The organism is Saccharopolyspora hattusasensis (genome assembly GCF_050972075.1).
Classification (GTDB): Bacteria; Actinomycetota; Actinomycetes; order Mycobacteriales; family Pseudonocardiaceae; genus Saccharopolyspora; species Saccharopolyspora hattusasensis.
Genome location: NZ_JBPCDC010000001.1, coordinates 8,511,514 through 8,537,037, shown reverse-complemented (window position 1 = coordinate 8,537,037; position 25,524 = coordinate 8,511,514). Strand labels below are relative to the sequence as shown.

General features: G+C 67.8%; 26 protein-coding genes. 12 read left to right on the top strand and 14 right to left on the bottom strand.

Features of this window, described 5'->3' with window-relative positions:
* The first annotated feature begins 39 nt into the window (after positions 1-39).
* Together ACRXBZ_RS40440 and ACRXBZ_RS40435 are read left to right on the top strand one after the other, a co-directional pair.
* Positions 40-1,386 carry an MFS transporter gene (locus ACRXBZ_RS40440; RefSeq protein WP_433883573.1) on the top strand — a complete coding sequence of 449 codons (1,347 nt, stop codon included), beginning with the start codon at positions 40-42 and terminating at the stop codon, positions 1,384-1,386.
* A 153-nt stretch (positions 1,387-1,539) separates the two neighbouring features.
* Positions 1,540-3,264 (top strand): IS1182 family transposase, encoded by a 1,725-nt coding sequence (locus ACRXBZ_RS40435; RefSeq protein WP_433884118.1) that lies wholly within the window; start codon positions 1,540-1,542, stop codon positions 3,262-3,264.
* 102 nt (positions 3,265-3,366) lie between these two features.
* Here ACRXBZ_RS40435 and ACRXBZ_RS40430 read toward each other — a convergent pair whose 3' ends face one another.
* Positions 3,367-4,584 (bottom strand): macrolide family glycosyltransferase, encoded by a 1,218-nt coding sequence (locus ACRXBZ_RS40430; protein WP_433883572.1) that lies wholly within the window; start codon positions 4,582-4,584, stop codon positions 3,367-3,369.
* A 295-nt stretch (positions 4,585-4,879) separates the two neighbouring features.
* Positions 4,880-5,647, bottom strand: coding sequence for a type I methionyl aminopeptidase (gene map / locus ACRXBZ_RS40425; RefSeq protein ID WP_433883571.1), 768 nt, complete (start codon positions 5,645-5,647; stop codon positions 4,880-4,882).
* A 57-nt stretch (positions 5,648-5,704) separates the two neighbouring features.
* Between map and ACRXBZ_RS40420 the strand changes: the two genes are divergently transcribed.
* From ACRXBZ_RS40420 to ACRXBZ_RS40410, 3 genes are all read left to right on the top strand, one after another.
* Positions 5,705-5,977: a helix-turn-helix domain-containing protein gene (locus tag ACRXBZ_RS40420; RefSeq protein WP_190813385.1), complete on the top strand. Its 273-nt coding sequence runs from the start codon at positions 5,705-5,707 to the stop codon at positions 5,975-5,977.
* A gap of 340 nt (positions 5,978-6,317) precedes the next feature.
* Entirely contained in the window at positions 6,318-6,845 is a 528-nt protein-coding gene (locus ACRXBZ_RS40415; RefSeq protein WP_433883570.1) for a hypothetical protein, read from the top strand.
* Positions 6,839-7,675 (top strand): hypothetical protein, encoded by an 837-nt coding sequence (locus ACRXBZ_RS40410; RefSeq protein ID WP_433883569.1) that lies wholly within the window; start codon positions 6,839-6,841, stop codon positions 7,673-7,675. The genes ACRXBZ_RS40415 and ACRXBZ_RS40410 overlap by 7 nt, the downstream gene beginning before the upstream one ends.
* An 89-nt stretch (positions 7,676-7,764) precedes the next feature.
* Here the strand turns inward: ACRXBZ_RS40410 and ACRXBZ_RS40405 are convergent, their stop codons facing one another.
* Positions 7,765-8,460 (bottom strand): histidine phosphatase family protein, encoded by a 696-nt coding sequence (locus ACRXBZ_RS40405; protein ID WP_433883568.1) that lies wholly within the window; start codon positions 8,458-8,460, stop codon positions 7,765-7,767.
* Between the two features lie 103 nt (positions 8,461-8,563).
* Positions 8,564-9,394 (bottom strand): undecaprenyl-diphosphate phosphatase, encoded by an 831-nt coding sequence (locus ACRXBZ_RS40400; protein WP_433883567.1) that lies wholly within the window; start codon positions 9,392-9,394, stop codon positions 8,564-8,566.
* 269 nt (positions 9,395-9,663) lie between these two features.
* Here ACRXBZ_RS40400 and ACRXBZ_RS40395 point away from each other — a divergent pair, with 269 nt between their 5' ends.
* The 5 genes from ACRXBZ_RS40395 to ACRXBZ_RS40375 all read left to right on the top strand — a co-directional run bounded on the left by ACRXBZ_RS40395 (position 9,664) and on the right by ACRXBZ_RS40375 (position 14,067).
* A complete protein-coding gene (locus tag ACRXBZ_RS40395; protein ID WP_168588742.1) occupies positions 9,664-10,647 on the top strand; it encodes an aldo/keto reductase in 984 nt (327 codons plus the stop codon).
* A 52-nt stretch (positions 10,648-10,699) separates the two neighbouring features.
* On the top strand, positions 10,700-11,743 hold the full coding sequence (locus ACRXBZ_RS40390; RefSeq protein ID WP_433883566.1) for a YncE family protein: 1,044 nt from the start codon (positions 10,700-10,702) through the stop codon (positions 11,741-11,743).
* Positions 11,740-11,967, top strand: a complete 228-nt coding sequence (locus ACRXBZ_RS40385) for a DUF5703 family protein (protein WP_433883565.1) — start codon at positions 11,740-11,742, stop codon at positions 11,965-11,967. Before ACRXBZ_RS40390 ends, ACRXBZ_RS40385 begins: the two co-directional genes overlap by 4 nt.
* 197 nt (positions 11,968-12,164) lie before the next feature.
* On the top strand, positions 12,165-13,709 hold the full coding sequence (locus ACRXBZ_RS40380) for an N-acyl-D-amino-acid deacylase family protein (RefSeq protein ID WP_433883564.1): 1,545 nt from the start codon (positions 12,165-12,167) through the stop codon (positions 13,707-13,709).
* A 205-nt stretch (positions 13,710-13,914) separates the two neighbouring features.
* Positions 13,915-14,067 carry a hypothetical protein gene (locus tag ACRXBZ_RS40375; protein ID WP_168588740.1) on the top strand — a complete coding sequence of 51 codons (153 nt, stop codon included), beginning with the start codon at positions 13,915-13,917 and terminating at the stop codon, positions 14,065-14,067.
* 206 nt (positions 14,068-14,273) lie between these two features.
* On the opposite strand, the gene ACRXBZ_RS40370 is transcribed toward ACRXBZ_RS40375, so the two are convergent.
* Entirely contained in the window at positions 14,274-15,014 is a 741-nt protein-coding gene (locus ACRXBZ_RS40370; protein ID WP_433883563.1) for a TetR family transcriptional regulator, read from the bottom strand.
* Positions 15,015-15,104: 90 nt separating this feature from the next.
* Between ACRXBZ_RS40370 and ACRXBZ_RS40365 the strand changes: the two genes are divergently transcribed.
* A complete protein-coding gene (locus ACRXBZ_RS40365; protein ID WP_433884117.1) occupies positions 15,105-16,304 on the top strand; it encodes an acyl-CoA dehydrogenase in 1,200 nt (399 codons plus the stop codon).
* A 54-nt stretch (positions 16,305-16,358) separates the two neighbouring features.
* On the opposite strand, the gene ACRXBZ_RS40360 is transcribed toward ACRXBZ_RS40365, so the two are convergent.
* Positions 16,359-16,832, bottom strand: a complete 474-nt coding sequence (locus ACRXBZ_RS40360) for a YkvA family protein (RefSeq protein WP_433883562.1) — start codon at positions 16,830-16,832, stop codon at positions 16,359-16,361.
* A gap of 130 nt (positions 16,833-16,962) precedes the next feature.
* Here ACRXBZ_RS40360 and murJ point away from each other — a divergent pair, with 130 nt between their 5' ends.
* A complete protein-coding gene (murJ, locus tag ACRXBZ_RS40355) occupies positions 16,963-18,591 on the top strand; it encodes a murein biosynthesis integral membrane protein MurJ (RefSeq protein WP_433883561.1) in 1,629 nt (542 codons plus the stop codon).
* Between the two features lie 3 nt (positions 18,592-18,594).
* On the opposite strand, the gene ACRXBZ_RS40350 is transcribed toward murJ, so the two are convergent.
* The 8 genes from ACRXBZ_RS40350 to ACRXBZ_RS40315 form a co-directional block, all read right to left on the bottom strand.
* On the bottom strand, positions 18,595-19,320 hold the full coding sequence (locus tag ACRXBZ_RS40350; protein WP_433883560.1) for a type 1 glutamine amidotransferase: 726 nt from the start codon (positions 19,318-19,320) through the stop codon (positions 18,595-18,597).
* Positions 19,317-20,660, bottom strand: a complete 1,344-nt coding sequence (locus tag ACRXBZ_RS40345) for a MurT ligase domain-containing protein (protein WP_433883559.1) — start codon at positions 20,658-20,660, stop codon at positions 19,317-19,319. The genes ACRXBZ_RS40350 and ACRXBZ_RS40345 overlap by 4 nt, the downstream gene beginning before the upstream one ends.
* A 62-nt stretch (positions 20,661-20,722) precedes the next feature.
* A complete protein-coding gene (locus ACRXBZ_RS40340) occupies positions 20,723-20,899 on the bottom strand; it encodes a hypothetical protein (RefSeq protein ID WP_433883558.1) in 177 nt (58 codons plus the stop codon).
* A 618-nt stretch (positions 20,900-21,517) separates the two neighbouring features.
* The gene (locus ACRXBZ_RS40335) at positions 21,518-22,363 is read right to left on the bottom strand and encodes a siderophore-interacting protein (protein WP_433883557.1); all 846 of its coding nucleotides are present in this window, start codon (positions 22,361-22,363) and stop codon (positions 21,518-21,520) included.
* A gap of 227 nt (positions 22,364-22,590) precedes the next feature.
* The gene (locus ACRXBZ_RS40330; protein WP_433883556.1) at positions 22,591-22,920 is read right to left on the bottom strand and encodes a hypothetical protein; all 330 of its coding nucleotides are present in this window, start codon (positions 22,918-22,920) and stop codon (positions 22,591-22,593) included.
* A gap of 102 nt (positions 22,921-23,022) precedes the next feature.
* The gene (locus tag ACRXBZ_RS40325) at positions 23,023-23,829 is read right to left on the bottom strand and encodes a hypothetical protein (RefSeq protein ID WP_433883555.1); all 807 of its coding nucleotides are present in this window, start codon (positions 23,827-23,829) and stop codon (positions 23,023-23,025) included.
* A gap of 30 nt (positions 23,830-23,859) precedes the next feature.
* Entirely contained in the window at positions 23,860-24,636 is a 777-nt protein-coding gene (locus tag ACRXBZ_RS40320; RefSeq protein ID WP_433883554.1) for a hypothetical protein, read from the bottom strand.
* 391 nt (positions 24,637-25,027) lie between these two features.
* Positions 25,028-25,483: a recombinase family protein gene (locus tag ACRXBZ_RS40315; RefSeq protein ID WP_433883553.1), complete on the bottom strand. Its 456-nt coding sequence runs from the start codon at positions 25,481-25,483 to the stop codon at positions 25,028-25,030.
* Positions 25,484-25,524 lie beyond the last annotated feature (41 nt).

Genomic DNA, 25,524 nt, shown 5'->3' with positions numbered 1-25,524 from the left:
GGCACGGTCCGTCGTCCGAAGAGCCGCGCAAGGGGGGCCGTGTCCGCGATCGATGCCGATTCCGCAACCGGGGCGGGTTTGCTGTCCCGCCGCTACCGGTCGCTGACCGTTGGTGCGCTGATCTTGATCTCGTTGGTGGCCTTCGAGTACGTGGCGGTGGCCACGGCGATGCCGACGGTGGTGCGGGCCCTGGACGGGTTGGCGCTGTATGCGGTGGCTTTCGGCGGCACCATGGCCGCGGGTGTGGTGAGCATGGTCGTCTCGGGTGGGTGGAGCGATGTTCGGGGGCCGGCGGTGCCGCTGCGGGTGGGGGTCGCGATGTTCGCCGCCGGGTTGCTGCTGGCCGGGGTGGCGCCGGTGATATGGGTGCTGGTGGTGGGCCGGATCGTGCAGGGCCTGGGTGGCGGGTTGATCTCGGTGGCGCTGTACGTGGTCGTCGGGCACACGTTGCCGGAAGAGTTGCGGGCGCGGTTTTTCGGGTTGCTGGCCGGAGCGTGGCTGTTGCCGTCGATCGCGGGCCCGTTGGTGGCGGGTTTGCTGGTGGAGCAGTTGAGCTGGCGGTGGGTGTTCCTGGCGACAGCGGTGCTGGCGGTGCCTTCGCTGGTACTGGTGAACCCAAGTCTGCGCGGGTTGTCGTGGCCCGTGGCGCCGGAGCGGCCCCGCTCGCGTCGTCCGTTGTGGGCGGTTGGTGCGGCCGCGGGGGCGCTGCTGCTGCATTACGGCGGGCAGCAGACTGGTTGGGTTCCGGTGGTGCTGGTCGTTGCGGGGTTGGGTGCGCTGGTGGTGTTCGCGCCGAGGTTGTTGCCGGTGGGGACGTTTCAGGGCCGGGTGGGGTTGCCCAGTGTGGTGGCGTTGCGGGGGATCGCGGGCTCGGCGGCCTCGGCGGCCGAGGTGTTCATCCCGCTGATGTTGTCGCGGGAACGGGGTTTGTCGCCCACCGCGGCCGGTTTGGTGCTGGCCACCAGCGCGGTGGGGTGGATGGCCGGTTCGTGGCTGCAGGGGAGGATGTCCTCGCAGCAGCGGGTTCCGGTGGTGGGTGCGGTGCTGCTGGTCGTCGGGGTGGCGGGGGTGACCGCGACGGTTGTTCCGGTGGTGCCGCTGGTGTTGTGCATCGCCGGGTTGACGGTGCTGTCACTGGGGATGGGGTTGATGTACCCGGTGTTGTCGGCGTTGACGCTGCGGTGGTCGGCGCCGCAGGCGCAGGGGGTGAACAGTTCGGCGTTGCAGCTCAGCGAGTCGCTGTTCACCACGACCGTTCTGGCGGTCACGGGTGCGTTGTTCGCGGCGTGGTTGGTGTGGTCGCCGGTCACGGCGTATTTCGCGGGTTTCGGCGTCGCTTCGGTGTTGACGCTGCTGGCCGTGGCGGTGGCCGTCCGAGTCCGGTGATGTCCGTGAGTGGTTTTGGGCGCTGTGGCGACCCTGCTGGTTAATTCGGCGAGGGGCTGGGTTTGGTGTCGCCGTGATCCGTTGATCTGGTGCATGATCTTTCTGCGGTCGACTTTCCTGGTTCCCGGCCGTGGGATGGAGTGTGTGGTGTCTATGCAGCCCCGGCCGTGGCCGCGGATTCCGGAAGCGACCGTGCGTGCCGCGCGGGCGGCGGCGGGCACGAGCGAGTACCCGTTGGCGATGCGGGTCCGTGACGAGCTGGGTGAGCTGTTCAGCGATGCGGAGTTCATCGAGGCGTTCGGGGTGCGGGGGAAGCCTGGGTGGTCGCCGGGACGGTTGGCGCTGGTCACGGTGTTACAGATGGCGGAGAATCTGACCGATCGGGGTGCGGCCCACCGGGTCCGGTTCGGCATGGACTGGAAATACGCGCTGGGGATGGAGCTGGACGATCCAGGGTTTGATGCGTCGGTCTTGTCGGAGTTCCGCACCAGGCTGGTCGCCCACGGGTTGGAGGAACGGGCGCTGGATCTGCTGCTGAAAGTGTTGCAGGACAAGGGATTGGTGGCCGCCGGCGGGAAGCAGCGCACCGATTCGACGCACGTGGTGGCGGCGGTGCGGGATCTCAACCGGTTGGAGCTGGCGGGTGAGTCGGTGCGGGCCGCGCTGGAGGCTCTCGCGGCCGCGGTACCGCAGTGGCTGGCCGAGGCGATCGATGTGCCGGCGTGGGGACAGCGGTATGCCGCGCGGGTGGATTCCTGGCGGCTGCCCACCTCGGAGACCAAACGCCGGGATCTGGCGGTGACTTACGGTACCGACGGGTATGCGCTGCTGGGTGCGGTGTATTCCCCGAACGCTCCTGGCTGGTTGCGTGAGTTGCCTGCCGTGGAGGTGCTGCGGGTGGTGCTGCTGCAGAACTACACCCGCACGATCACCGGCAACGGACGGGAGGTGATCACACGGCGGGAGGCGGACACGGACGGTCTCCCGCCAGGGAGATCGCGTCTGACCTCGCCGTATGACACCGATGCCCGCTGGGGCGGCAAACGCGACACCTTCTGGAACGGCTACAAGGTGCACTTCAGCGAGACCTGCCGGCGCCCCAGCACCCAGCCGGAGCCGGAGCCGGAGCCGGCCGATGCCACCGTGTCACGGCCCAACCTGATCACGAACGTGGCGACCACGGACGCGAGTGTCCCGGACGTGGCCATGACCGAACCGATCCACCAGGCGCTGGATCGTCGTGGCCTGCTGCCCGGCGAGCACTACCTGGACTCCGGCTACCCTTCGGCCGAGCTGATCGTCAGTTCCGTGACCGATTTCGGTGTCACGTTGATCACTCCCGTGCTGGCCGACCACTCACCGCAGGCCCGGGCCGGCGCCGGGTTCGACCGCACCCGCTTCACCATCGATTTCGATCGCGAGCAGGCCACCTGCCCGCAGGGCCAGACCAGCTCCACCTGGAACCCGGCCACCCAGCGCGGCACCGACACGATCGTGATCACTTTCGCGACCGCGACCTGCGGGCCCTGTCCGGTCCGCGAGCAGTGCACCACCTCCCGGACCCGGCGCCGGCAGATCACCGTGCATCCGCGGGCCGTCCACGAGGCTCAACGCGCTGCCCGCGCCGACCAGGAAACCAAGGACTGGCAGGCCGAATACGCGCTGCGGGCCGGGGTCGAGGGCACCATCCGCCAAGGCATCGCGGTCACCGACCTGCGCCACGCCCGTTACCGCGGACTGGCCAAAACCCACCTGCAACACGTGTTCTCCGCGGTCGCACTCAACCTGATCCGCCTGGATGCCTGGTGGAACGGCCACCCACTCGACCGAACCCGCACCAGCCATCTCACCCGCCTTGAACACGCCCTCGCAGCATGATCAGGAATTAACCAGCAGAGTCTGTGGCCCCCGAAACCACTCACGGGCCGTGCGGATCACTGGTGCCGGCCACCTCAGGGCCGGTGGTCGCGATCGGGTGGGTCATTTCCCGTAGCGTGCTGGCCACTGCCGTTTCCCCGGGGGGCAGCTCAGGTGGGTCTCGAGAGCGTCGGCTCCGGCGGGGGCTCCGCCGCAGCCGCGGATGATCTCGCGCATCCGGTCGAGGTTGGCACGGACCTGCTCGTCGGCGGCGATGGTGTCGACTGCGGCGCGCAGGTCGGTGGCGGTGACGGTTTCGGGTTTCAGCCGGCGGCCGAGCCCCAGTTCTTCGACGCGGGCGGCGTTGGCGGCCTGTTCGGGCATCTGCGGCACGGCAACCAGCGGCACCCCGGCGTGCAGGGATTCCATGGTGGAGTTCATGCCGGTGTGAGACAGGAACGCGGTGGTGTGGCGCAGCACCGCCGGTTGCGGGAAGGAGGCGCGCACGTCGAAGTTCGCGGGGATCGCGCCGAGTTGGGCCTGGTCGATGTGCTGGCCAGTGGACATCGCGATCTGCCAGTGGCTCCCGCCGAATGCCTCGAAGCACATCCGGTAGAACTCCGGGCGGTTGTTGAACGCGGTGCCCAGGGAGATGAACAGCAGCGGGGCATGCGGGTCGCGGGGCTTCCAGGGCGTTTCGGCGCGCTCGCCCAGCAGCGGGCCGATGAAGCGGAACCGCTGGTCGAAGGTGTCGGCGCGGAGCTGGAATTCCCGCGGCAGGAACACCAGGTTCAGCTCCGCGGGCGGCGCGCCGAAGGGCAGTTCGGCGCGCACGCCGAACTCGGCGCCCACCTGCTGCATCCGGCTGCCGAATTCGGCGAACGCTTCGGTGGGGAATCCGGCGTTGTCGGCGTCGAGCACGTCGCGCAGCGAGAAGTTCTCGTTGGCGGCGAAGCTGGGCACCAGCGCGATCGCGGGGACGTCTAGGTCTTGGGCCAGCATGCGTCCGGTGCTGGTCATCACGTCGAAGCACACCGCATCCGGCGGGTCGGCGCGGAATCGTTGCCGCAGAGGCGGGAAGCTGGCGCGGATGTCGTCGATGAAGAACTGCATCAGTTTCGCCACCGGCGGCGGGCCGGGCTGGTCCTGTGGCGGTATTTTCGGCAATTCGGTAGGTAGTTCCAGGATTTCGGCACCGCTGGCTTGCACGGTGGACGCCATTTCGCGGCCGATAGCGTAGCTGACGCGGTGGCCGCGGCGCAGCAGTTCGGCGACCAGCGGCAGCGTGGGGTTGACGTGGCCGGCGGCGGGCATGCTGATGAAGGCGAAGTGCTTTTTCATGGTTCCTCGTGCTGGACATGCGCGTTTCGCGCGCGGGGCTCACCGTCCAGTATCCGGGTCTGTTCCGGTGGCGGTGTGTGGCGTTGATCATCGCCGTTTTCACACCTTTCCCGGGGAAAACGGGGCTCGCATCCGAATTGGGCCATCGCCGGACGACCGCGCATGCCGTGAAGGAATTGCGTCCGGCATCGGCCGTTCGTCGCATTTCCTCGTGCCGTTTCCGGTTACCACCGCGTGCGCCACGCGGTTCCGGGGCTTCGCGCAAAACCCCGGAACCGCGTAGTTCCGGGGCGGGTCAGGGCAGGGTGAGCACGCGTGGTCCGTCGTCGGTGATGGCGATGGTGTGCTCGACGTGGGCGGCGCGGCTGCCGTCGCTGGTGAGCACGGTCCAGCCGTCCTCGGCGGTGCGGATGTCGTCGCTGCCGCCGGCGAGGAACATCGGCTCGATGGCCAGGACCAGTCCGGGGCGCAGCGGGGTGCCGCGTCCGGCGGGGCCGTCGTTGGGCACGAACGGGGCTTCGTGCATGTCGCGGCCGACGCCGTGGCCGCCGAGGGGGCCGGGGATGCCGTAGCCCGCGCCGCGCCCGACGACGCCGATGGCGCGGGCGATGTCGCCGGTGTGGCCGCCGGGCCGGGCGGCGGCGATGCCGTCGGCCAGGGCCTGCGCGGTGGTTTCGGTCAGCTGGATGTCCTCGGGGCGGGCCGGGCCCACGCTGAAGGTGATCGCCGCGTCGCCGACCCAGCCCTGCAGGCGGGCTCCGCAGTCGATGCTGACCAGGTCGCCGTCGGCCAGAGCTCGCCCATTGGGGATGCCGTGCACGATCGCGTCGTTGACCGAGGCGCAGATGGTGCCGGGGAACGGGGTGGGTGCCCAGTTGGGCCGGTAGCCGAGGAACACCGGTTGCGCGCCGGCTCCGGTGATGGTGGTGTGCGCGATCTCGTCGAGTTCGCGCAGCGTGCTGCCGGCGGTGGCGTGCGCGCGGACGGCTTGCAGCGCTTGGGCGACGACGCGCCCCGCTTCGCGCAGCGCGTCGATCTCGATCGCTGTCTTCAGTTCGATCACGTGCGTCTCTCCCACACCACTGGCCCAAATAACTATACCGAACTTAGTATCACGGCCATGGTGCGTGTGCCGCTGAACGAGCACGAACGGCGACGGGGCGAACTGCTTGGCCAAGCGCTGCGGGACGCCCGCGGCGAACGCAGCATGGTCGAGATCGCGGCCGCATCCGGGATCTCCACCGAGACCCTCCGCAAGATCGAGAAGGGCCGCATCCCCACCCCGGCGTTCTTCACCGTCGCCGCGGTCGCCGACGCGGTGGGACTGTCGCTGGACGAACTGCGCAGGGACGTCGCGGCGACGCAGGAAACGCAACGCCGCATGTCGGCCTGACACCGCCGCAAGACATAAGTCCTCCTTAACCCCGGCCGAAGAAACCAGCGACCGCAATACCCACGGCGCCCGGTCCCGGTCCGCTGCGGACAGTCCACATCGGATGATCACGACGACGACCCTTCGTGTCCGGACCTGCGTTTCCGGTTGACCCACACCCACTCCCGCAACGCTGCGATGGAGATCACAGCCAAGACTCCTTGGTCCCATACGCTCCGACAACCAGCCGGCAACCCACGGCGCCCACCCCGGCTTACGACACGAGTCCGTGACGAATTCGCTACGATGCGCCAGCCGGGTCGGGGAGAACAAACCGGCACAACACGAACGGAGTCGCCAGTTGCCTGCCGAGCACCCCGACCAGTTGCGCCGCTGGTGGTGGAAAAGCCCCCTGGCGGCACGCCTGCTGCCCGCCGCCGCGCTGCTGACCGCGACCGGCGCCGGCGTGATCAACGCCCTACCCACAGGCAACCAAGATCTCGCCACACCCCCGCGTGTGCCCGTCAGCCACCTCACCCCGGTCACGACCTCGATGGCCCCGCCGACCACCACGACGACCACCGAACCGGAACCGACCACGCCGCCGAGCACGACGACCACCACCACCAAACCCCCCACGACCTCGGCCACCCCCACCACGCAGCAACCCCAGCCAACCCGCCCGCCCAACCCACCGGGCCACAACGGCGACAACGGCGACAACGGCCGCCCCCGGCCCACCACCACCAGCAACGACGACCCGGGCCCGGTAGTCGACGAAGGCGAACGCTGCTCCCGGGAAGGCGACTTCGGCCGCACCACCTCCGGCGCGGCCGCCAGCTGCGAACGCGCCGACGACGGCAAACTGAGGTGGACCACACAATGGTGAACAACACCGACGACGACCACCCCACCGACCGCCACCACGCCAGCGCCCTGCGCATCCTGGAAAACGGCCCCCACGCCCCGCAATGCCCCCACGGGCACGGCCCCCTGACCACCGTCACCGACCACGACGCCCCCACCGGCGTCGTCATGGTCTGCCAGCAATGCGGGCACCGCCGCGACATGGAAGTCACCATGCTGCGCACCCTGCTCAACCCCGACCACACCAGCTTCGACCAGCCGCTGGCGATCCCGGCCGAGCACCCCTCAGTGACCGAAACCGCCGAAATCCCCCGGGTCCGGCCCGAGGACACCGCCCGCGAACCACTCGGCAAGATCACCGCCGACGAAACCACCCGCGATGATCTCGCCGACGCAGACGACACCTACTTCGACTCCCCCAACCAGCCCACGACACCACCCCGCGGCCACCAACCCGACGGCACCATCCGCACCACCGGCTGGCTGCAACTGGGCAAAATCCCGATCAGCTCCGGACTGTGGGCCACGCTCACCGGCGCCGCGCTGGGCCTGGCGCTCATCGACCTGCACGCCTGGCTGCCGCTGATCCTGCCCGCCGCCGCCTTCGCCGCCTGGTTCGCCACCACCCGCTGGTTACGGCCCGCCTCGGCCGCCACCAACGTCGAACAGGTCAACGCCGACGAACTGCTACCCGGCGACGCGATCCGCATCTACGGCCCGATCGGCCCAGTCGGCATCGTCGACCAGGTCACCCCGGCAAACAACCAGCAGGTCCTCGTCCGCTTCACCGGCGGCACCCAGCGATTCCTGCCCGAAGACGCCCGCTGCCACCTCGTCCAACTCCGCAACTAACCGCCACCTGGGGGCGGCCGTGAACACCTCAAGACGCGAAAGCGACCCAAAAACACCCACGGCCGCCGACCAAGCCGAACACCCCAAGGTCAGCCGCGACCAGACTCCGAAACACCGGCCGAACCACCCACGACCGCATCCGAACCCGACTTCGCGGCATCCACCGGCGGCACCAACCCCGAAACATCCCCACCCGTGTCGTTGACCTTCAACACGAACGGCCTCGTCTCCGTATAGCGCACCACGCTCACCGAACACGGATCAACCACGATCCGCTGAAACGCATCCAGGTGCAGCCCCAACGCATCCGCCAGCACCGACTTGATCACGTCACCATGCGTGCAGGCCAACCACACCACATCCGCGGGCAGCCGGCGATCATGCGCTCGCACCGCAGCCACCGACCGCGCCTGCACCTGCGCCAACCCCTCACCACCCGGGAACACCGCCGCCGACGGGTGCTGCTGCACCACCTTCCACAACGGCTCCCCCACCAACTCCGAAATCTTGCGCCCGGTCCACTCGCCGTAATCGACCTCGACCAGATCCGGCTCCACCACCGGCGAAAGCCCCCGCCGCGCCGCCAACCCCGCCACGGTCTCCCGGCACCGCTGCAACGGCGACACCACGACCTCCCGCAACGGAACCCCCGCCAACCGGTCCACCAGGCCCGCCGCCTGACCCACCCCGGTCTCGTCCAACCCGACACCGGGCGAACGCCCAGCCAAAGTCCCGGCACCATTAGCCGCCGACCGCGCATGCCGCAACAGGATGAGAGTCGCCACGCCAGCCGAGGGTAGGCCCAACCCCGACGCCACCCACCACAACCCCCACAAAACGACGCGGCCCGCACCAACCCGGTGCGGACCGCGCCCAACGATCACCAGATCACGGCTGCATGACGCCGAAACCCAACAACCCGAACAACACCAACCCCAACACGATCCGGTACCACACGAACACGTACACGCTGTGCCGCTCCACGAACCGCAACAACCAGGCGATCACCGCATACCCGATCACCCCGGCCACCAGGGTCGCCACGACCATCTGCGCCACCGACGGCTGCAACCCGTACGGGCTCGGCTCGAACACGTGCGAAATCTCCGACAACCCCGCCGCGAACACCGCCGGAATCGCCAACAAGAACGAAAACCGCACCGCCGTCGGCCGATCCAACCCCAACGCCAAACCAGCCGTGATCGTGCCACCCGACCGCGACACACCAGGGATCAACGCCAACGACTGCGCGAAACCCATCGCCACGCCATCGCTCAACCGCAACTGGTCCTGCGCCCGACGCTGGCGGCCCAATCGCTCCGCCAACCCCATCAGCACACCGAACACAACCAACGTCGCACCAGTGATCCACAAACTCCGGAGCGTCGACCGGATGAAGTCCTGGAACAACAAACCCAGCACCCCGATCGGCAAACTGCCGACGATCACGTACCACGCCAACCGGTAATCCTGCGTCCGCCGCACCTCAGCCGACACCAAACCCCGGAACCACACCGCCACCAAACGCACGATGTCCCTAGCGAAGTAGACCACCACCGCCAACTCGGTACCGATCTGCGTCACCGCCGTGAACGACGCACCCGCATCGTCACCGAAGAACAACTTCGACACGATCGACAGATGACCAGACGAAGAAATCGGAAGGAACTCGGTGAGCCCCTGGACCACGGCCAACACCATGGCCTGCAACCACGACAACGAAACCCACTCCAGGACGATCGAGAAAACTCTTGTACGCCCACCGGCCACCGGCCGCCGGGCCCGGAACCCAAATCCTGCAACATCCCCAACAACCACCCACCCCCACCCCGCAAACCCGCATCCCAGCAGGTCAGCAAACAACTGACCACAGCGAACAACGAACAAACCCGACACCCACCAAGCACTGTGATCCGGAACACCCAGAACCAGACCCGCCGCTTCAGCCTCACCAACCACGCCCGCCACACCGAATACCCTCACCCAACGTGGAACACCGACAACTCGGCCGCAGCGGCCTCCGCGTCTCCCGCCTCGCCCTCGGCACCATGACCTGGGGACTAGACACCAACGCCGACGAAGCCGCCGAACAACTGTCCACCTTCCACGAAGCCGGCGGCACCCTCATCGACACCGCCGACGTCTACCAAGACGGCCACAGCGAAGAAATCCTCGGCAACCTCCTCACCACCCAACTCCCCCGCGACGAAATCGTCCTCGCCACCAAAGCCGTCGCCCGCCGCAAACCCGGCCCCTTCGGCGGCGGCGCCTCCCGCGGCGCCCTGCTCACCGCCCTCGACAACTCACTGCGCCGCCTCCAAGTCGACCACCTCGACCTCTGGCAACTCCACGCCTGGGACCCCACCGTCCCCCTCGACGAAACCCTCTCCGCCATCGACACCGCCGTCACCAGCGGCCGCGTCCGCTACGCCGGCATCTCCAACTACTCCGGCTGGCAACTCGCCACCGCCGCCACACACCAGAACACCCACCCCACCCGCACCCCCCTGATCGCCACCCAAGTCGAATACTCCCTGCTCGAACGCGGCATCGAACGCGAAGTCACCCCCGCCGCCGAACACCACGGCCTCGGCCTGCTCGCCTGGGCACCACTAGGCCGCGGCGTCCTCACCGGCAAATACCGCAACGCCACCCCACCCGACTCCCGCGGCGCCACCAGCCACCTCGCCAGCTACGTCGAACACCACCGCAACGAACGCGCCGCCCGCATCGTCCAAGCCGTCCTCACCGCCGCCGAAGGCCTCGGCACCTCACCCGTCCACGTCGCCCTCGCCTGGGTCCGCGACCGCCCCGGCGTCACCGCCCCCGTCCTCGGCGCCCGCACCGCCACCCAACTCAAAACCGCCCTCGCCGCCGAAGACCTCACCCTCCCCCCAGCCATCCGCGCCGCCCTCGACGACATCAGCACCCCCAACAAGAGCTACCCCGAACGCAACCCCGCCCAGCCCTGACCCCACCGACACGTCCACCACACCCCACACAGCCCCCACCGCCGGATCAGGGATGCTGGAAACAAGCAACACGCACCGCACCCCGCGGGCACCCGGCACCAAGGAGGCCTCGTTGCGTCGGCTGGCCATCATCTGCCTCTCCGCAACCCTGCTCACCGGCTGCGGAATGGACACCACCAGCGACCCCCTCCAGGTCACCGACACCCTCACCGCCGCAACACCCGCCACCGCACCCCCAGCAACCACACCACCAGCAGGAACCGTCCACCCCGCGCCACCGGTGCAACACGCCGCCTACGACCACGACACCCACACCCTCGTACTCGCCAGCGGCCCCAACCTCACCCTCACCGACACACGCACCAACACCCAACGCACAGTCACCCTGCCCAGCGCACCCGCCACACTGCACGCCGAACGCGGCCAACTCCTCGCAGCACTCCCCGACGCCAACACCATCACCCGCGTCGACCTGCGCACCGCCACCGCACAACCCACCTCAGTACCCGGCGGCCCCATCGACGCAATCGACCTCGACGGCAACCACACCGCGATCATCCTTCGCAACACCGCCACGGTCACCATCCTCCAAAACGGCAACCCCACCGCCACCACCGAAAAATTCCAGGGCCCCGCACAACTACTACGCACCCGCAACGGCAGCATCGTCGTCCTCGACCGCCTCACTACCGCACTAACCCCCATCGACACCACCACCGGAACCAAAGGCGCAGGCCTACGCGCCGGACAAGGCGCCACCAACGCCGTCACGGACCGCTACGGCCGCATCCTCACCATCGACACCCGCGGCCAAGAACTCCTCGCCTTCAGCACCGACCCGCTGATCATGAAACAGCGCTACCCCGTCCCCGGCGCCCCCTACGGCCTCGCCTACGACCCCACCCGCGACCTAGCCTGGGTCACGCTGACCGCAACCAACGAACTCGTCGGCTACGACATCGCCGGCGGCGAACCCCAAGAACGCCACCGGCTCCCCACCATCACCCAACCCAACGCAGTCGCAGTCGACCCAGACACCGGAGACATCTACATCGCCTCCGCCAACGGCGCCGGATACCAGGTGGTGAGAGTGTGAAACCCGTGAACGCGGACGGAACCGACACCGACCCGGACTGGGAGTACCGGCCGCTGCGCCTGCCCCCGGGCATCACCCGCTGGAACGCAGCGACCCAGCTCAGCATCCACGCCGAATTCTCCGGCTGGGAACTCTCCCGGGTACTCCTCTACTCCGACGGAACCCGCAAGGTCTGGCTGCGCCGCCGCCGAACCACCCCCGGCGTACCCGGCCTGCTCACCTGAGCCCAACACCCCACGGTTCTGCCTGACCCAGCCAGAACCGACCCTGCACGCTCACGGCACCCGCAACAACCACTCCCGCGTCGCGAACTCCGACTCGATCAACCGCTCGATGATCACCCCGCGCGCCAACCCCGTCTGCCGCCGCAACCCGGCTCCACCGCACACCCCACCACCGGCAGCACGAAAGGCAAACCCGCGTGACCACCGAACTGCTCACCGGCGCACTCCTCGCCGACGGCACCGGAGCGCCCCTGCGGCCCGCCGAGATCCTCATCCAGGACGACCGCATCACCGCCGTCGAACACCCCGGCACGCTCCCAGCCGGAACCCCCCAACGCGACCTCACCGGACTCGTCCTCGCCCCCGGCTTCATCGATGTCCACTCCCACGCCGACAACGCCCCGCTGCTCACCACCGACGACACCACCAAGATCCTTCAAGGCATCACCACCGAAGTCGTCGGCAACTGCGGCTTCAGCCTCGCACCCCGCGGCAACGCCGACACCCTCGCGACCTTCCTGCAACGCCTCTTCCCACCGCTGGACTTCACCTGGACCGGCTTCGACGACCTCTTCGCCGCCACCGACGCCGCCGGCTACGTCACCAACTACTGCCCCCTGATCGGACACGGCACCCTCCGCATCGCCGCCCTCGGCATGGCCGACACCGCACCCGACGACGACGCCCTGCGCACCATGCGAACCGCCCTGGAAGAAGGCATGACCGCCGGCGCGTTCGGCCTCTCCAGCGGCCTGATCTACCCACCCGCCGTCTTCTCCACAACCGACGAACTCACCGCCGTCGCCGATGCCCTCGGCGGCACCGGCCTCTACGTCACGCACATGCGCAACGAAGGCGACGCCCTGCTGGAATCCATCGACGAAGCCCTTCGCATCGGCGCCACCGCAGGACGCACCCACCTGTCGCACCTCAAAGCCACCCGCTCAGACAACTGGGGCAAGATGCGCCCCGCCCTGGACAAGATCCACCAGGCCCGCGACACCGGCCACGACGTCGTCCAGGATGTCTACCCCTACACCGCATCCTCGACCATGCTCACCGCCGTGCTACCCACCACCTACCTCGCCGGTACCGCCGACGAGACCCTCGCGCGCCTGCGCAGCCGAACCGGACGCGACGACCTCGCCGTCACGATCGGCGACCAGACCGCCTGGGACCGCATCCTCATCGCCACCACCGCCAGCCACCGCTTCGAAGGCCGCACCATCGCCGAGATCGCTGCGACCGACGGCACCGAACCCGTCGACGCGCTGATCAGAGTCCTGGTCGGCGAACGCCTCCGCGTCGCGATGATTAACTTCTCGATGCACGAGGCCGACCTCGAACTCGCCATGGCCGACCCGCAGACCATGATCGGTTCCGACGGCTTGCCTCCCGGCACCGGCGGAAAACCGCACCCGCGACTGACCGGCACCTTCCCCCGTGTGCTCGGCCGCTACGTCCGCGAGCGCGGCGTGCTGACCCTGCCCGAAGCGATCCGCCGGATGACCTCGCTGCCCGCCCAGTGCTTCCGCATCCCCGACCGCGGCGTGATCGCCGCCGGCCACGTCGCCGATCTGGTCGCCTTCCACGCCGACACGGTCATCGACGTCGGCGACTACCAAGACCCGCTGCGGCCACCGGCCGGCATCCCCTGGGTCTGCAAGGCCGGGCGAACCGTCGTCGACAACGGCGAATACCTCGGCACCCGCGCCGGAATCCGGCTCACACCAAAGGCGTGAGCCCTGTCATTGCTTTTTTCAAGTGCTTGATGGACGTTCCGATAGGAAGATTCATTTTAGTCATCACTGATATCATAGAGATCAATATCCCAGCCCACCCCTCCCGACCGGGCGATTTCTGATCAGCGAACGCGCTCCGCGCATGCGATCTCCCTACACGAGAAGCACCATCAGGCAATAACTTCCGCTTCGATAGGAGCCGGGTATGACGCTCACCGACCACTTCACCGCCCCCCAGCAGCGCACCGACTCCCGCACCCCGGACATCCACCTACCCACCCAGGACCGCGTGGAAACCGCACCCGGCGCGGACCACGACGACCACGACGAAAGCCACCTGATCCGCGGCTACGACTGATCCACCCCGGCACGTCCCCCACCGTGCCCACCGACATCGCAACACGGCTACGACGCGGTGTTTGGTGCCGACCACCCCGGCAGCGCGTCGCAACAACCTCGTTTTGCCGATTAAATTCGGCTAACACTGAAACAATAGAACCAATCGATCTTTTTGACCGAGCGTTCCATGTCACATGATTTCTGACACTGGGTGCCGCACGCTCGCTAGCGGAGATCGCGCAGTGCTTCTTCGAGGTGCTTGAGCACGACGCCGGCAGGCGCCGCAGTGCGCACGACGCCCACAACGACGTTCTCCCCCGCCTCGGCGGCATGCGCCTCGCCCCACTGCCCCGACATCGCGCCCGCCACCTGCTGCAACGCATCGCGCAGCATCTGCATCGCGTCGAGCGCTCCCCCGCTCTTCAGCCACTGCCGGAGCACATGGTTGTGCGCCGCGACCACCGCCGCAGCCACCACCGCGGCGCGGAGGTCCCCGCCCGGCTCCTGGGAAAAACGATCGCGGAGGTAACGCGCGAACACCCGCTGGTAGCGATCGATGCTGGCGATTTCCTTGTCCCGCAACGAAGAAACCTCGCGAGTCAGTTCCGAGCGCTTGAGCGAGACCTCCGGCTCGGCGAGGTACATCTCCAGCACCACCTCGGCGGTCCGCCCGAGCACCACCACCGGGTCTGCCGCCGGGTCGGCGGCGTCGAGCCGCTCGACCACTTCAGCCAGCCGTTCGTCGTGCCCGGGGAACACGACGTCCTCCTTGGACCGGAAGTACCGGAAGAAGGTGCGCCGACCGACTCCCGCCGCCTCGGCGATCTGGTCCACAGTGGTCGCTTCGAAGCCTTGCGCCGCGAACAGCTCCATCGCGGCCAGCGCCAAGGCGCTGCGCACCTTTCGGCGGCCGTGCGGGGTGCGGCCGGAGCGGGTTCTGGGCGCCGGGGCCGCTGGCTCGGACATGGCCGGAATATACACCGACACCGACTTGGAAGTGGCACTCAGTGCCGTTACGATTGGCGGCGCAAGGTGTCCGCCATCGCGCGGGCGGAGATGAACTACCCCGGCCGGGAAGCCGGGAACCAGGAGGACCCGGTGAACCCGAACTTCGGCACCTACCAGCTGGCTGAGGAGCACGAGGCGCTGCGCGAGGCGGTGCGCGCCCTGGCCGACAAGGAGATCGCGCCGTACGCGGCCGAGGTCGACGAACAGGAGCGCTTCCCGCGCGAGGCGCGCGACGCGCTGGAGAAGTCGGGCTTCGCTGCCGTGCACGTGCCGGAGGCCTACGACGGGCAGGGCGCCGACTCGGTCGCCGCCTGCATCGTGGTCGAAGAGGTCGCCCGGGCCTGCGCCTCGTCGTCGCTGATCCCGGCGGTCAACAAGCTCGGCACCATGCCGATCCTGCTGTCCGGTTCCGAGGAGCTCAAGAAGAAGGTGCTGCCCTCGATCGCCAGCGGCGAGGCGAGCGCGTCGTACGCGCTGTCCGAGCGCGAGGCGGGCTCGGACGCCGCGTCGATGAAGACCCGCGCGCGCCTCGACGGCGACCACTGGGTGCTCAACGGCAGCAAGTGCTGGATCACCAACGGCGGCGAATCCAAGTGGTACACCGTGATGGCGGTGACCGACCGGGACAAGGGCACCAACGGCATCAGCGCGTTCGTGGTGCACGCCGACGACCCCGGGTTCGTGGTGGGGCCGAAGGAGAAGAAGCTCGGTATCAAGGGCTCGCCGACCGCGGAGCTGTACTTCGAGGACTGCACTATCCCGGCCGACCGGATCATCGGCGAACCCGGCACCGGGTTCAAGACCGCACTGCGCACGCTGGACCACACCCGGCCCACCATCGGCGCGCAGGCCGTCGGCATCGCGCAGGGCGCGCTGGAACAGGCGCTGGCCTACGTCAAGGACCGAAAGCAGTTCGGCAAGGCCATCTCCGGATTCCAGGGCGTCCAGTTCATGCTGGCCGACATGGCCATGAAGGTCGAAGCCGCGCGGCACATGGTCTACGTCGCCGCGGCCCGCGCCGAGCGCGGCGAGCCGAACCTCGGGTTCATCTCCGCCGCGGCCAAGTGCTTCGCTTCGGACGTCGCCATGGAGGTCACCACCGACGCGGTGCAGCTGTTCGGCGGCGCCGGCTACACCCGCGACTTCCCGGTGGAGCGCATGATGCGCGACGCCAAGATCACCCAGATCTACGAAGGCACCAACCAGATCCAGCGCATGGTCATGGCCCGCTCGCTGCTCAAGGGCTGAGCCCCGAACGGTTGGGGCAGCAAGCAGCTGCCCACGCCGACCGCGACCTGACGGTCATCCGGCTTCCAACTCGCTGCGCTGCTCCTTCGCCGCGAGGTAGTTCCCCGATTCGGCGTACAGGCTGGTCAGCAGCCAAGTACCGACGCCGATGTCGTCGCCGATGCCCAGCAGCGGCAGGAAGTCAGGGATGAAGTCGACCGGCGAGACCACGTACACCAGGGCCAGCAGCCAGAGCGCGAGCTGGTAGCGCGGCAGCGCGGGATTCCGGCCACGCGCGGTGGAGGCGATCATCGACGGAACCGCGCGGGCTCGTCGCAGCGGGCCACCCACCGGCGCCGCCCGGTGGGCGCGCACCGCCGCCCGCAGCGCTCGGCGACGCCGAGCCGCCGCGACCGTTCCGGCCACGAGCATGCCGGCACCGGCGGCGATCAGCGCAACCGGCAGCAACCAGCCCCCGGCCGTGTCTCCGCCGGTCACGATCGCCACGACCACCCCGGACACCAGCAGCAGCCCGCCGATCACGATCATCGATGCGTCTCCCCCGTTCACGTCGGTGTGATCAGGTTGCCATGAATCGGACGCCGGTGGAGCGTCGCGCGGCGACGGCGGGCGTTTCGTGGCACGGTCGGCGCAGGTGAGGTCGAGAGCTGGGGGCGTCGTGGTCGATCAAGCCGATTCCCGCGTGCACGGCACCGCGCTGGCCCGAGCCAGCGCGGCGATGGCGGTGGCGACCACCGTCAGCCGGGTCAGCGGTCTGCTGGCGAAGGTGTTGCTGGTGGCCGTCCTCGGGCTGGGCATGGTCAACGACTCCTACACCGTCGCGAACACGCTGCCGACCGTGGTGAACGAGCTGCTGCTCGGTGGCGTGCTCACGAGCATCGCCGTGCCGCTGCTGGTCCGGGCGCAGCAGGAGGGCGCGCGGCAAGGCGAGGTCTACGCCCAGTGGATGATCACCATGGGTGGCGTGCTGCTGGTCGCGGCCACCACCGCCGCGGTGGCCGCCGCACCGCTGCTCACGGAGCTCTACCTCGGCCCCGACACCCGCGCGAACGCCGCGCTGACCACGGCGTTCGCGTACCTGCTGCTGCCCGGCATCATCTGCTACGGCATGTCGGCGCTGCTGCAGGCGATCCTCAACGTCCGCGGCGTGTTCGGCACCCCGGCCTGGGCACCGGTGTTCAACAACGTCGTCGTGATCGCCACAGTTGTGGTGTACGCGATGGCACCCGGCGAGATCACCACCCACCCGGTGCGCATGGGCGAACCGAAACTGCTGGTCCTGGGCATCGGCACCGCGCTGGGCATCACCGCGCAGATGTTGATCATGGCGGTTTCGCTGCGCCGCAGCGGCTTCCGGTACCGCTGGCAGTGGGGCTGGGACCGCAGGCTGACCGAGTTCGGCGGGCTGGCCGGATGGGTCGTGCTCTACACGCTGGTCAGCCAGGTCGGCATGGTGGTGATCACCCGCGTCACCGGGCAGGGCACCACCGGCAGCGTCGCGACCTTCAACTACGCCTGGCTGCTGTCGCAGGTCCCCTACGGCGTGCTCGGCGTGTCGCTGCTGACGGCCCTGATGCCCCGGATCAGCCGCGCCGCGGCGGCCAAGGACACCGTCGAATTCGTCGCCGACGTGTCGTTGGGCAGTCGGATGAGCGCCGTGCTGCTGATGCCGATCAGCGCGCTGCTGGCGGTGGCAGGTGGTTCGATCGGCGTCGCGTTCTTCTCGCTGGGGGCAAGCGATTTGGCCGCCGCCGACCGGCTCGGCTGGGCACTGGCCGCCGCCGCGCTGGGCGTCGTGCCCTTCGCAATCACGATGCTGCAGCTCCGCGCGTTCTACGCGATGAAGGACGCCCGCACACCCACCTGGATCAACGTGATCATGGTGCTGGTGCGCAGCGTGCTTTGCTACGTCGTGCTCGCCGTGCTGGATCCGCGCGACCTGGTCATCGGGGTCACCGCGGCGATGTCGGTGAGCTTCGTGGTCGGCGCGATCGCCGGCCAGATCTGGTTGCACTGCCGGGTCGGCCCGGTCCACACCAGGCGCACCCTCGCCGGGATCGCGCGGACGCTCGCGGCAACCCTGCTCGGCTCCGGCTGCGGCATCGCGGTCCTCGCCGGCTTGCGCAGCGCGTTCGGCCCATTCGGACCGGTGACCGACGCGTGGTTCTCGCTGGTCGTGCACACGGTCGTGGTGCTGGCGGTCAGCTTCGGCGTGCTGGCGCTGGTCCGCGCCCCGGAACTCAAACCCGCCGTCGACCGGCTGGCCCGGATCGTCCGCCGCCGCTGAGAATCACTTGCGGTTGCGCACGTGCAGCCGGGTCCGTTCGGAGCGCAGCGAACGAAGCTCCGGGGGATCGGGCAGCGGCTCCAGGGGTTCGCCGATCGCCCACTCCAGTAGCAGATCGGCCAGCTTCGGATTTCGCGCCAGCACCGGTCCGTGCAGGTAGGTGCACACGACGTGCCCGCTGACCGCGCCTTCGGCGTCGTCGTGACCGTTGCCGATGCCGCGGGTCACCCGGCCCAGCGGCCGCGATCCGGGACCGACCCGGGTCCGGCCCAGGTGGTTCTCGAACCCGGTGAGCATCCCGACGCCGCCCAACGTGGATTGGGTGGTCACCTCGCCGATCGCTCGTCCGCTGCCCGGCGCGGTGGCAGCATCGACCAGGCCCAGCCCACCATGCTGGACGCCGTCGCCGGTGACGAAGCTCGTCCCGAGCACCTGCAGACCGCCGCAGATGCCCAGCACCGGTGAGCCACGGTCCACCGCGCGCCGCAACCCCGGACCGCGGTGCAGGAACCGCACCGCGGCGATCTGCGCGACGTCCTCGCCGCCGCCGATCAGGTACAGGTCGCAGGATTCCGGCACCGCGTCGGAGGAGGACAGAACCGTCACCGTTTCGCTGTCGATGTTGCGCCACTTCAAGCGTTGCGCCAGCACCAGCGCGTTGCCCCGGTCGCCGTAGGTGCCCAGCAGGTCGGGCAGCACAAGTGCGAGGCGGACCCGGTCGCGCATCATTGGCGGCTCCTCGTCACGAGGTCGCGGAAGGCGGTGTAATTGGCGATCACGTCCGGCACGCCGCGGTCCGACCCGGACAGCGCCTCGTCCACACCAGACGCCACGGCGCAGCGCACCTCGGCGTAGCGGAGCCGCACCGCCAGATCCAGCGCCCGGTCCCCCGCCACCCAGACCGGGCGGTCGCGCAGCACCTCGAAATCGACGTCCCACAACCACGAGACGTCGTGGCCGTCGGCTTCGCGGCTGTTGACCACCAGCACCAGCGGCTGGTCCTCGCGGCCGACGAGGTCGAGCATCTCCAGCCAGCTCGCGGGGTTCTTCGCCAGCAGCAACCGGACCTCCCGACCGGCCAGTCGCACCGTTCGGTAGCGACCGGCGGCCTCCGAGATCCGGCCGATCCGCGCCAGCGACGCCACCTCATCACAGCCCAGGTGCAGCGCCGCGGCCAGCGCGAACGTCGCGTTGACCCGGTTGACGTGGCCCGGCAGCGACAAGTCGAACTCGTGCTGGGAGCCGTCCGCGGCGAGCGCCCCCGCCTCGGTGACCGTCCAGTCCGCCGCCGGACGCGCCAGACCGCAGGCGCAGCGCCAGCCCCGGTCGGTGTCACCGATGAACTCGCCGCAGTTCGGGCAGTTCAACGCGTCGTCCTTCCACCGCACCCCGCCGGAGATCCAGGTGACCGCCGGGTGCCCGGCTGCGGCGAAGACGATGTTCGGATCATCCCGGTTCGCGATCACCTGCGCTCCCGGCGCCTGCGCTAGGGCGCGCCGCAGGCTCGCGACGACGGTGCGGATCTCCCCGACCCTGTCGAGCTGATCCCGGCTCAGGTTGAGCAGCAGGATCACCGCCGGCTCGAACTGCTCGGTCACCTGCACCAGGTGAAGCTCGTCGACCTCCAGCGCGGCGAACGGGGCGTCCGACCGGGTCATCAGCGCGGCGACGTGGCCGTCGAGCATGTTCGCGCCTGTGCCGTTGCTGACCGCGGGAGCCCGGGAGCGCAGCGCCTCGGCCACCATCTGCGTGGTCGTCGTCTTGCCATTCGTGCCGGTGACCATCACGACACGCCGTCCGGACGCCAGCCTTCGCAGGGCTCGCGGTTGTACGCTCAACGCGAGTCTGCCGCCGATCATCCCGCCACTGCCCATGCCGAGCCGTCGTGACATCGACGCCGCCAGCCGTCCCAGATCGACCGCGATGGTGGTGCGCAGGTCCTGCCGGTGCGCGCCGCGGGTTGGCGGTAGCGCCGGAGCGGGAACGACCCGCCAGCGCTGATCGGCCGACAGGTATTCGGTCGGGGTGCGCTCCGTCGCCTCCCTGGACTCCCGCGTGGTGTCGGTCATGCATCCCTCCCCCTCGGCGCCCGCCGGCACGCGGTACGCCTAGGCCGGCCCTGGGCGACGCGTCACCACCATTCGGCCGCACTTGGCCGCGCCGCCCGGCGCTTCTTGGCCAGTGTGGCGCGCGTTCGGCGAAACAGCGCGACGATCAACAACAAGAGCCCGGCGAGGATCGCCGATGGGCCCACCCAGCCGTCCAGGGCGGTCGACTCGACCAGTGCGACGTGTTGGCCGGAGAACATCGTGCGGCCTCCTTCCGCTGCGCGCGCCGTTCCCGGCACCAGGAACGCGGCCGGGGATTGACCACGGACATGATCGGGGTAATGCGCGATGCGACCGGCACCAACATGCCGATGAATCACTCCGCCGGGGATCATTCACCCAAGTAATGATCTGATGACACGGAATGTGAGAAGCGGGAGGCGGCGGCGCGCGTTCGAACGAGCCGCGAATTCGGCTCCGGCGCGGGAATTGGGCATCGGATGGACGATCGGCCGATTTGGAAAGTTCGCCTGACCAGGTTTTATAACCCGACACGTTCGGCGATCAAGCGAGCGGTCATTAGGCTCAGAAACCAATCTCGACGGCCCCACACCGCCCGAAGGGAGCCCGCCGTGACCGAGGAACTGGTGTTGATCCTGATGGCCGGTATCGCGCTCGGCGGCATCAGCTGGACCGTCTGGGACATCCGCAGCGACCTGCGCCGCCGCAAGCTGAAATGAGCCGTGGCGCGCCGCGTCCGAGCGGGTCACTTCACGGCCAGCTGCCGCCCCGGGAAGATCAGGTTTGCGTCGGCGAATCCAAGAACGGGCGCGGCTCGAATTTCCGCGCCCACTGCGTCAACCGCTCCTAACCCGCTCCTAACCCCTCGGTTCGTCCTCGGACCTGCCGAGGCGCCAATAACCCATGAATGTCACGGCGGAGCGGTCGAACCCCCGGTCGTCGACCAGATGGCGTCGCAGCGAGGCGACCATCCCGGTCTCCCCCGCGAGCCACGCATACCACTCGCCAGGCAGCACGGCGGCGCGGATCGCGGAGAGCAACGCTGCACCGGGACGCCGCCCGCGGCGCGCCAGCCAGTGCAACTCGACCTGCGCCGCGCTCGCGAGGTACTGGGCGTCTGCCGGGTCCGGAATCTCGACGTAGACCTTCGCCCGTACTCCGCCCGGAAGCGCCGCGAGGATGCCGGCGATCGCCGGGAGCGCGGTCTCGTCGCCGATCAGCAGCGCCCGGTCGCGGACCGCGTCCAGGCGGAACTCCACGCCACCGCAGCTGGCCGGCCATGCGGCGTTCGGCGCGTACACCACCAACCGGTCCCCCGGCCGGGCCCGACCGGCGAAGGCAGAGGCCGGACCGGTGTCGCCGTGCAACACGAAGTCGACGTCGAACTCGTCGTGCTCGGGCCGGTGGGCGCGCACCGTGTAGCTGCGCAGCTTCGGCCGGATCTCCAACGGCAACGCGCGCAACGCCTGGTACGGCCGCTCCCCCGCCGGAACCATCGGCTCCCGCTGCCCGGGCTGCGGGAAGATCAGCTTAACCCGCTGGTCGAGCCCGCCGCTGGTCATCGCCGACAGCTCGGGGCCGGTGAAAGTGATACGGACCAGGCGCCGGCTCAACCGGTGCACCTCGGCGACCTCGATCCGGAACAACCGGAACGGCGGGGCCTCGGTGCCCAGTTCGAGCCGCGGCGGACTTGAGATCGTCATGCGGGAACTCCGGATCTGCATTCGTCGGCGCGACGACCAACGCTTTAACGAAGGCTAACCTAACCATTTTCCCGAAGGTTCGCAGCACAACATGATCCACCGCACTCGATCGGATCAATTTCAATTGACACTGAACTCATAGATATAGTTAACCAATCGGGTCATTCGGTGCCAGCGCAGATCCGCCTCCAACTGGAAGAGGGCGTAGTCGGCCCGGGACTCCGAAGCTACGGCCAGGGGCAAGGTAGCCACGCAATGAGCTGCTGACCTGCGTGGATCAAGGCGTCGGGGTGTCGGGGTGGTCTTGGAAGGTGGCGGTAGGTGGGGCGGGTGACGCCGAACTCGTCGGCGATCGGCTGGACGGTGTGCTTACGTTTGCCGTGCTCGTCTTTCGCGTCGTACATCTGCCAGGCGAGTTTCACTTGCCTGGGGCTGGGCTTCGGCCTCTGGCCGCCGGGTACGGCCGCGCGCCTGGCGGCCTCCGGGCCGTCGAGGGTGCGCGCGGAGGCGAGGGCCGCCTCGGACTCGGCGCCGGCGCCGAGGGTGTGGAAGAACATTCTGCAGTGTGTACTCCAGGGTTAGGGCATGGTGTTCGCACCGGAACACCATGCCCTAACCCGTGGCGTCAACTCAGATTAGATCGTGCCCCTCATGGAGGGTCAGATTTTACCACCATCGATATTCCCCTTGCCGCTGCTGTTGTACTTCTTGACCAGAGCGTCGTGGATTTCGTCGGTCAGTTGGCTGCCGTTGCTACAGGACACCGTTCCCCGGAAGGTCCAAAGCTTGACGTCAGTGTTCTTAACCTGGAATACGAGCCAATCCTTGACATCCATGTTTGCGTCCAGACTGAAGAATCCGGCCCGGAATCGCAGATTGTCGTCGTGTAGGAAAGAATCTCCATATTCTTTTCCTACCATCCGCATCGGGGATTCTTTGCGCGCGAAGAGCTTGGCGTTGGGCTTTCCCTGGTCCGCCCAGTCTCGTACGTCCTTGCACGCCTTTTGTATGTCCGGACTGCCGCCGATGGAACTCAGTTGGTTCTTCAGGAACTCTGGAACGTCGTTCTCGCTGTTCTGGTAGTGGTATTTGGTAGCTACGAAACTACTCAGATCCCATCCGATTCCTCCGATTTCATCCCGGAAGATACCGAAGAATTCCTCAGGCTTCTTGTCGGCCGTCTCGCCTCGGGGGATACCGTATTGTCTGTTGATCTCGTACGCAGCGCGTCGCCCTGCGAACCACTGCGACAGCGTGACGTCCTGCTTCTGCCGCTTGGTCAGCGTGGGTTGATTTACGGCCATTTTCCAGCCGTCGGTCAGCACGAAGAGGCGTTTGTCGCCCTTTTCTCCCCAGTCGATTTCATCGACCGGATCCACTCCAGGGGAGGGAGCGACGTCCAGTTCCGGGATGCTGATGTCCGAGGTGAGGATATGCTGCGCGATGTCAGTGGCATGTGTTGTCATTTCTCATATTTCCTTTCTTGCAGGAGATGTTCACGTCCGCATCGCGACGGGTGAAGCCAGGCCGAGTTTCCCGGATTGCTTCAGCCGATTGAGCAGACGCTCTTTGATATCGCGAAAGTCGTCCTCATTGAGCCTGTACCAGTGGCTGGCGCAGCGAACGTTGACGCCCTTCGCAAAGGGAGTGTCCAGATCGGGCGCGGGTGCGGTGGTGTACTGGGTAGCCAGGAGTGCCAGTGCGAGTTCGCGCCCATCGATTCCGGGGCGCAGGCAGCACACCATCCGGCATCGAATAGTCCTGGGCTGGCCAGTCTGACCCCCGTCTAGCGAGCTTCCGTAGAACACGGGCGACGGCGACCACTCTGCTTTTCCAAGGGAACGAGCCACACCCCGGCCAGCCTCTGACTCCCCGGCGCCGAATAGCAGATTACGCTGGATGTAGGTCCATGCACTGGACCCCGGCTCAGCCGGAGCATAATCGGTCACGGTCGTTTTCTTAGTGCTCCACGTACAATTTTCCAGCTCAACTGCGATATGACCGAGCCAACCCATCGGGTCCCGCGCCTCCGGGGCATCCGGATTACTTCCGGAACCTCCCTTCTTTATTTCGAAGTTCGCGCGCAATTGGGAAAACAGCAACGGCAACAGGAGCTCGTCAAAAGAATCCTTCGACAGCCGCCGATCGCCGATTACCAGAACCCTGCCGTCCAGCAATGCCACCGGCGGCGCGTGGAAAACCGACATCTCGTTTGCGTCAACCTTTTCACTGCTTTCGCCAGTGGCGATGTCCTCGGTATGCGTCGTCGCCATACGAATCACTCCCTATTTTGAGACGCAACAATCCTGATATGCCCTTAAGGTCCACTACACCATCCGGAACCATCCGGAAGGTATCCGATGGACCGTCATCCGACATCGGATGACCGACAAAGGTCGACATCAGGTCAGATTCAACATCAAAGCGACTTCGAACAGGTGACTCCATAAGGTGCACTTGCCATACTCATTGAGGACAACGCCAGTCTAATCCCGAGCGCCCGATGAACACCGACCCGAACGGGGTCCCTCGATGGTGCCGCTTTAGTCCCTCTGGCCGACACAAAGTGTCACTGGAACCAGTGTTCTATCCAGCCGCCATATGGGAGTGCCGGTAGTAACGGCGGCAGAACTACCGGATTTCCTGGTCAGCGTTTCACCAGACTTACTGTCCAAGACTGCCTGGCGCGGCCGGTGCCCCGTCTTTTCCTCGGCCATTACTACCGGAACCCCGGCTGGTGTCGATACCCTGGTCGAGTATCACCAGGTCCACGGCGCGCCCGGACAACTCCTTGGACAGCTGGATCAAGTGCTCCCGCGAGCGGCCGAGCCGGTCGAGGGTGTGCGCGACGATGGTGTCGCCTTCGCGGGCGTAGCGGAGCAGTCCGGTCAGGCTGGGGCGGTCGACTGTGGCGCCGGTTTTCTTGCTCGCCGCGGCCACCGAGCTGCCACGAGCGCGGACGGTAGACCCCACCCACGACACGATCGAGTGGCCACCCGCGCCCGCGCCGCAGCCGCCGAAGCCGCCCAGGCCGAGGCTGAAGAAGCTCAGCGTGCCGCCGAAAGTGACCGGGCCAAGGTCCAGTCCGGCGAGAAACGTGCCCGCAAGGCCCAGCAGCAAGGCGAGCAGAACCTCATAACTTGCAGCGATCCTGCCTCACA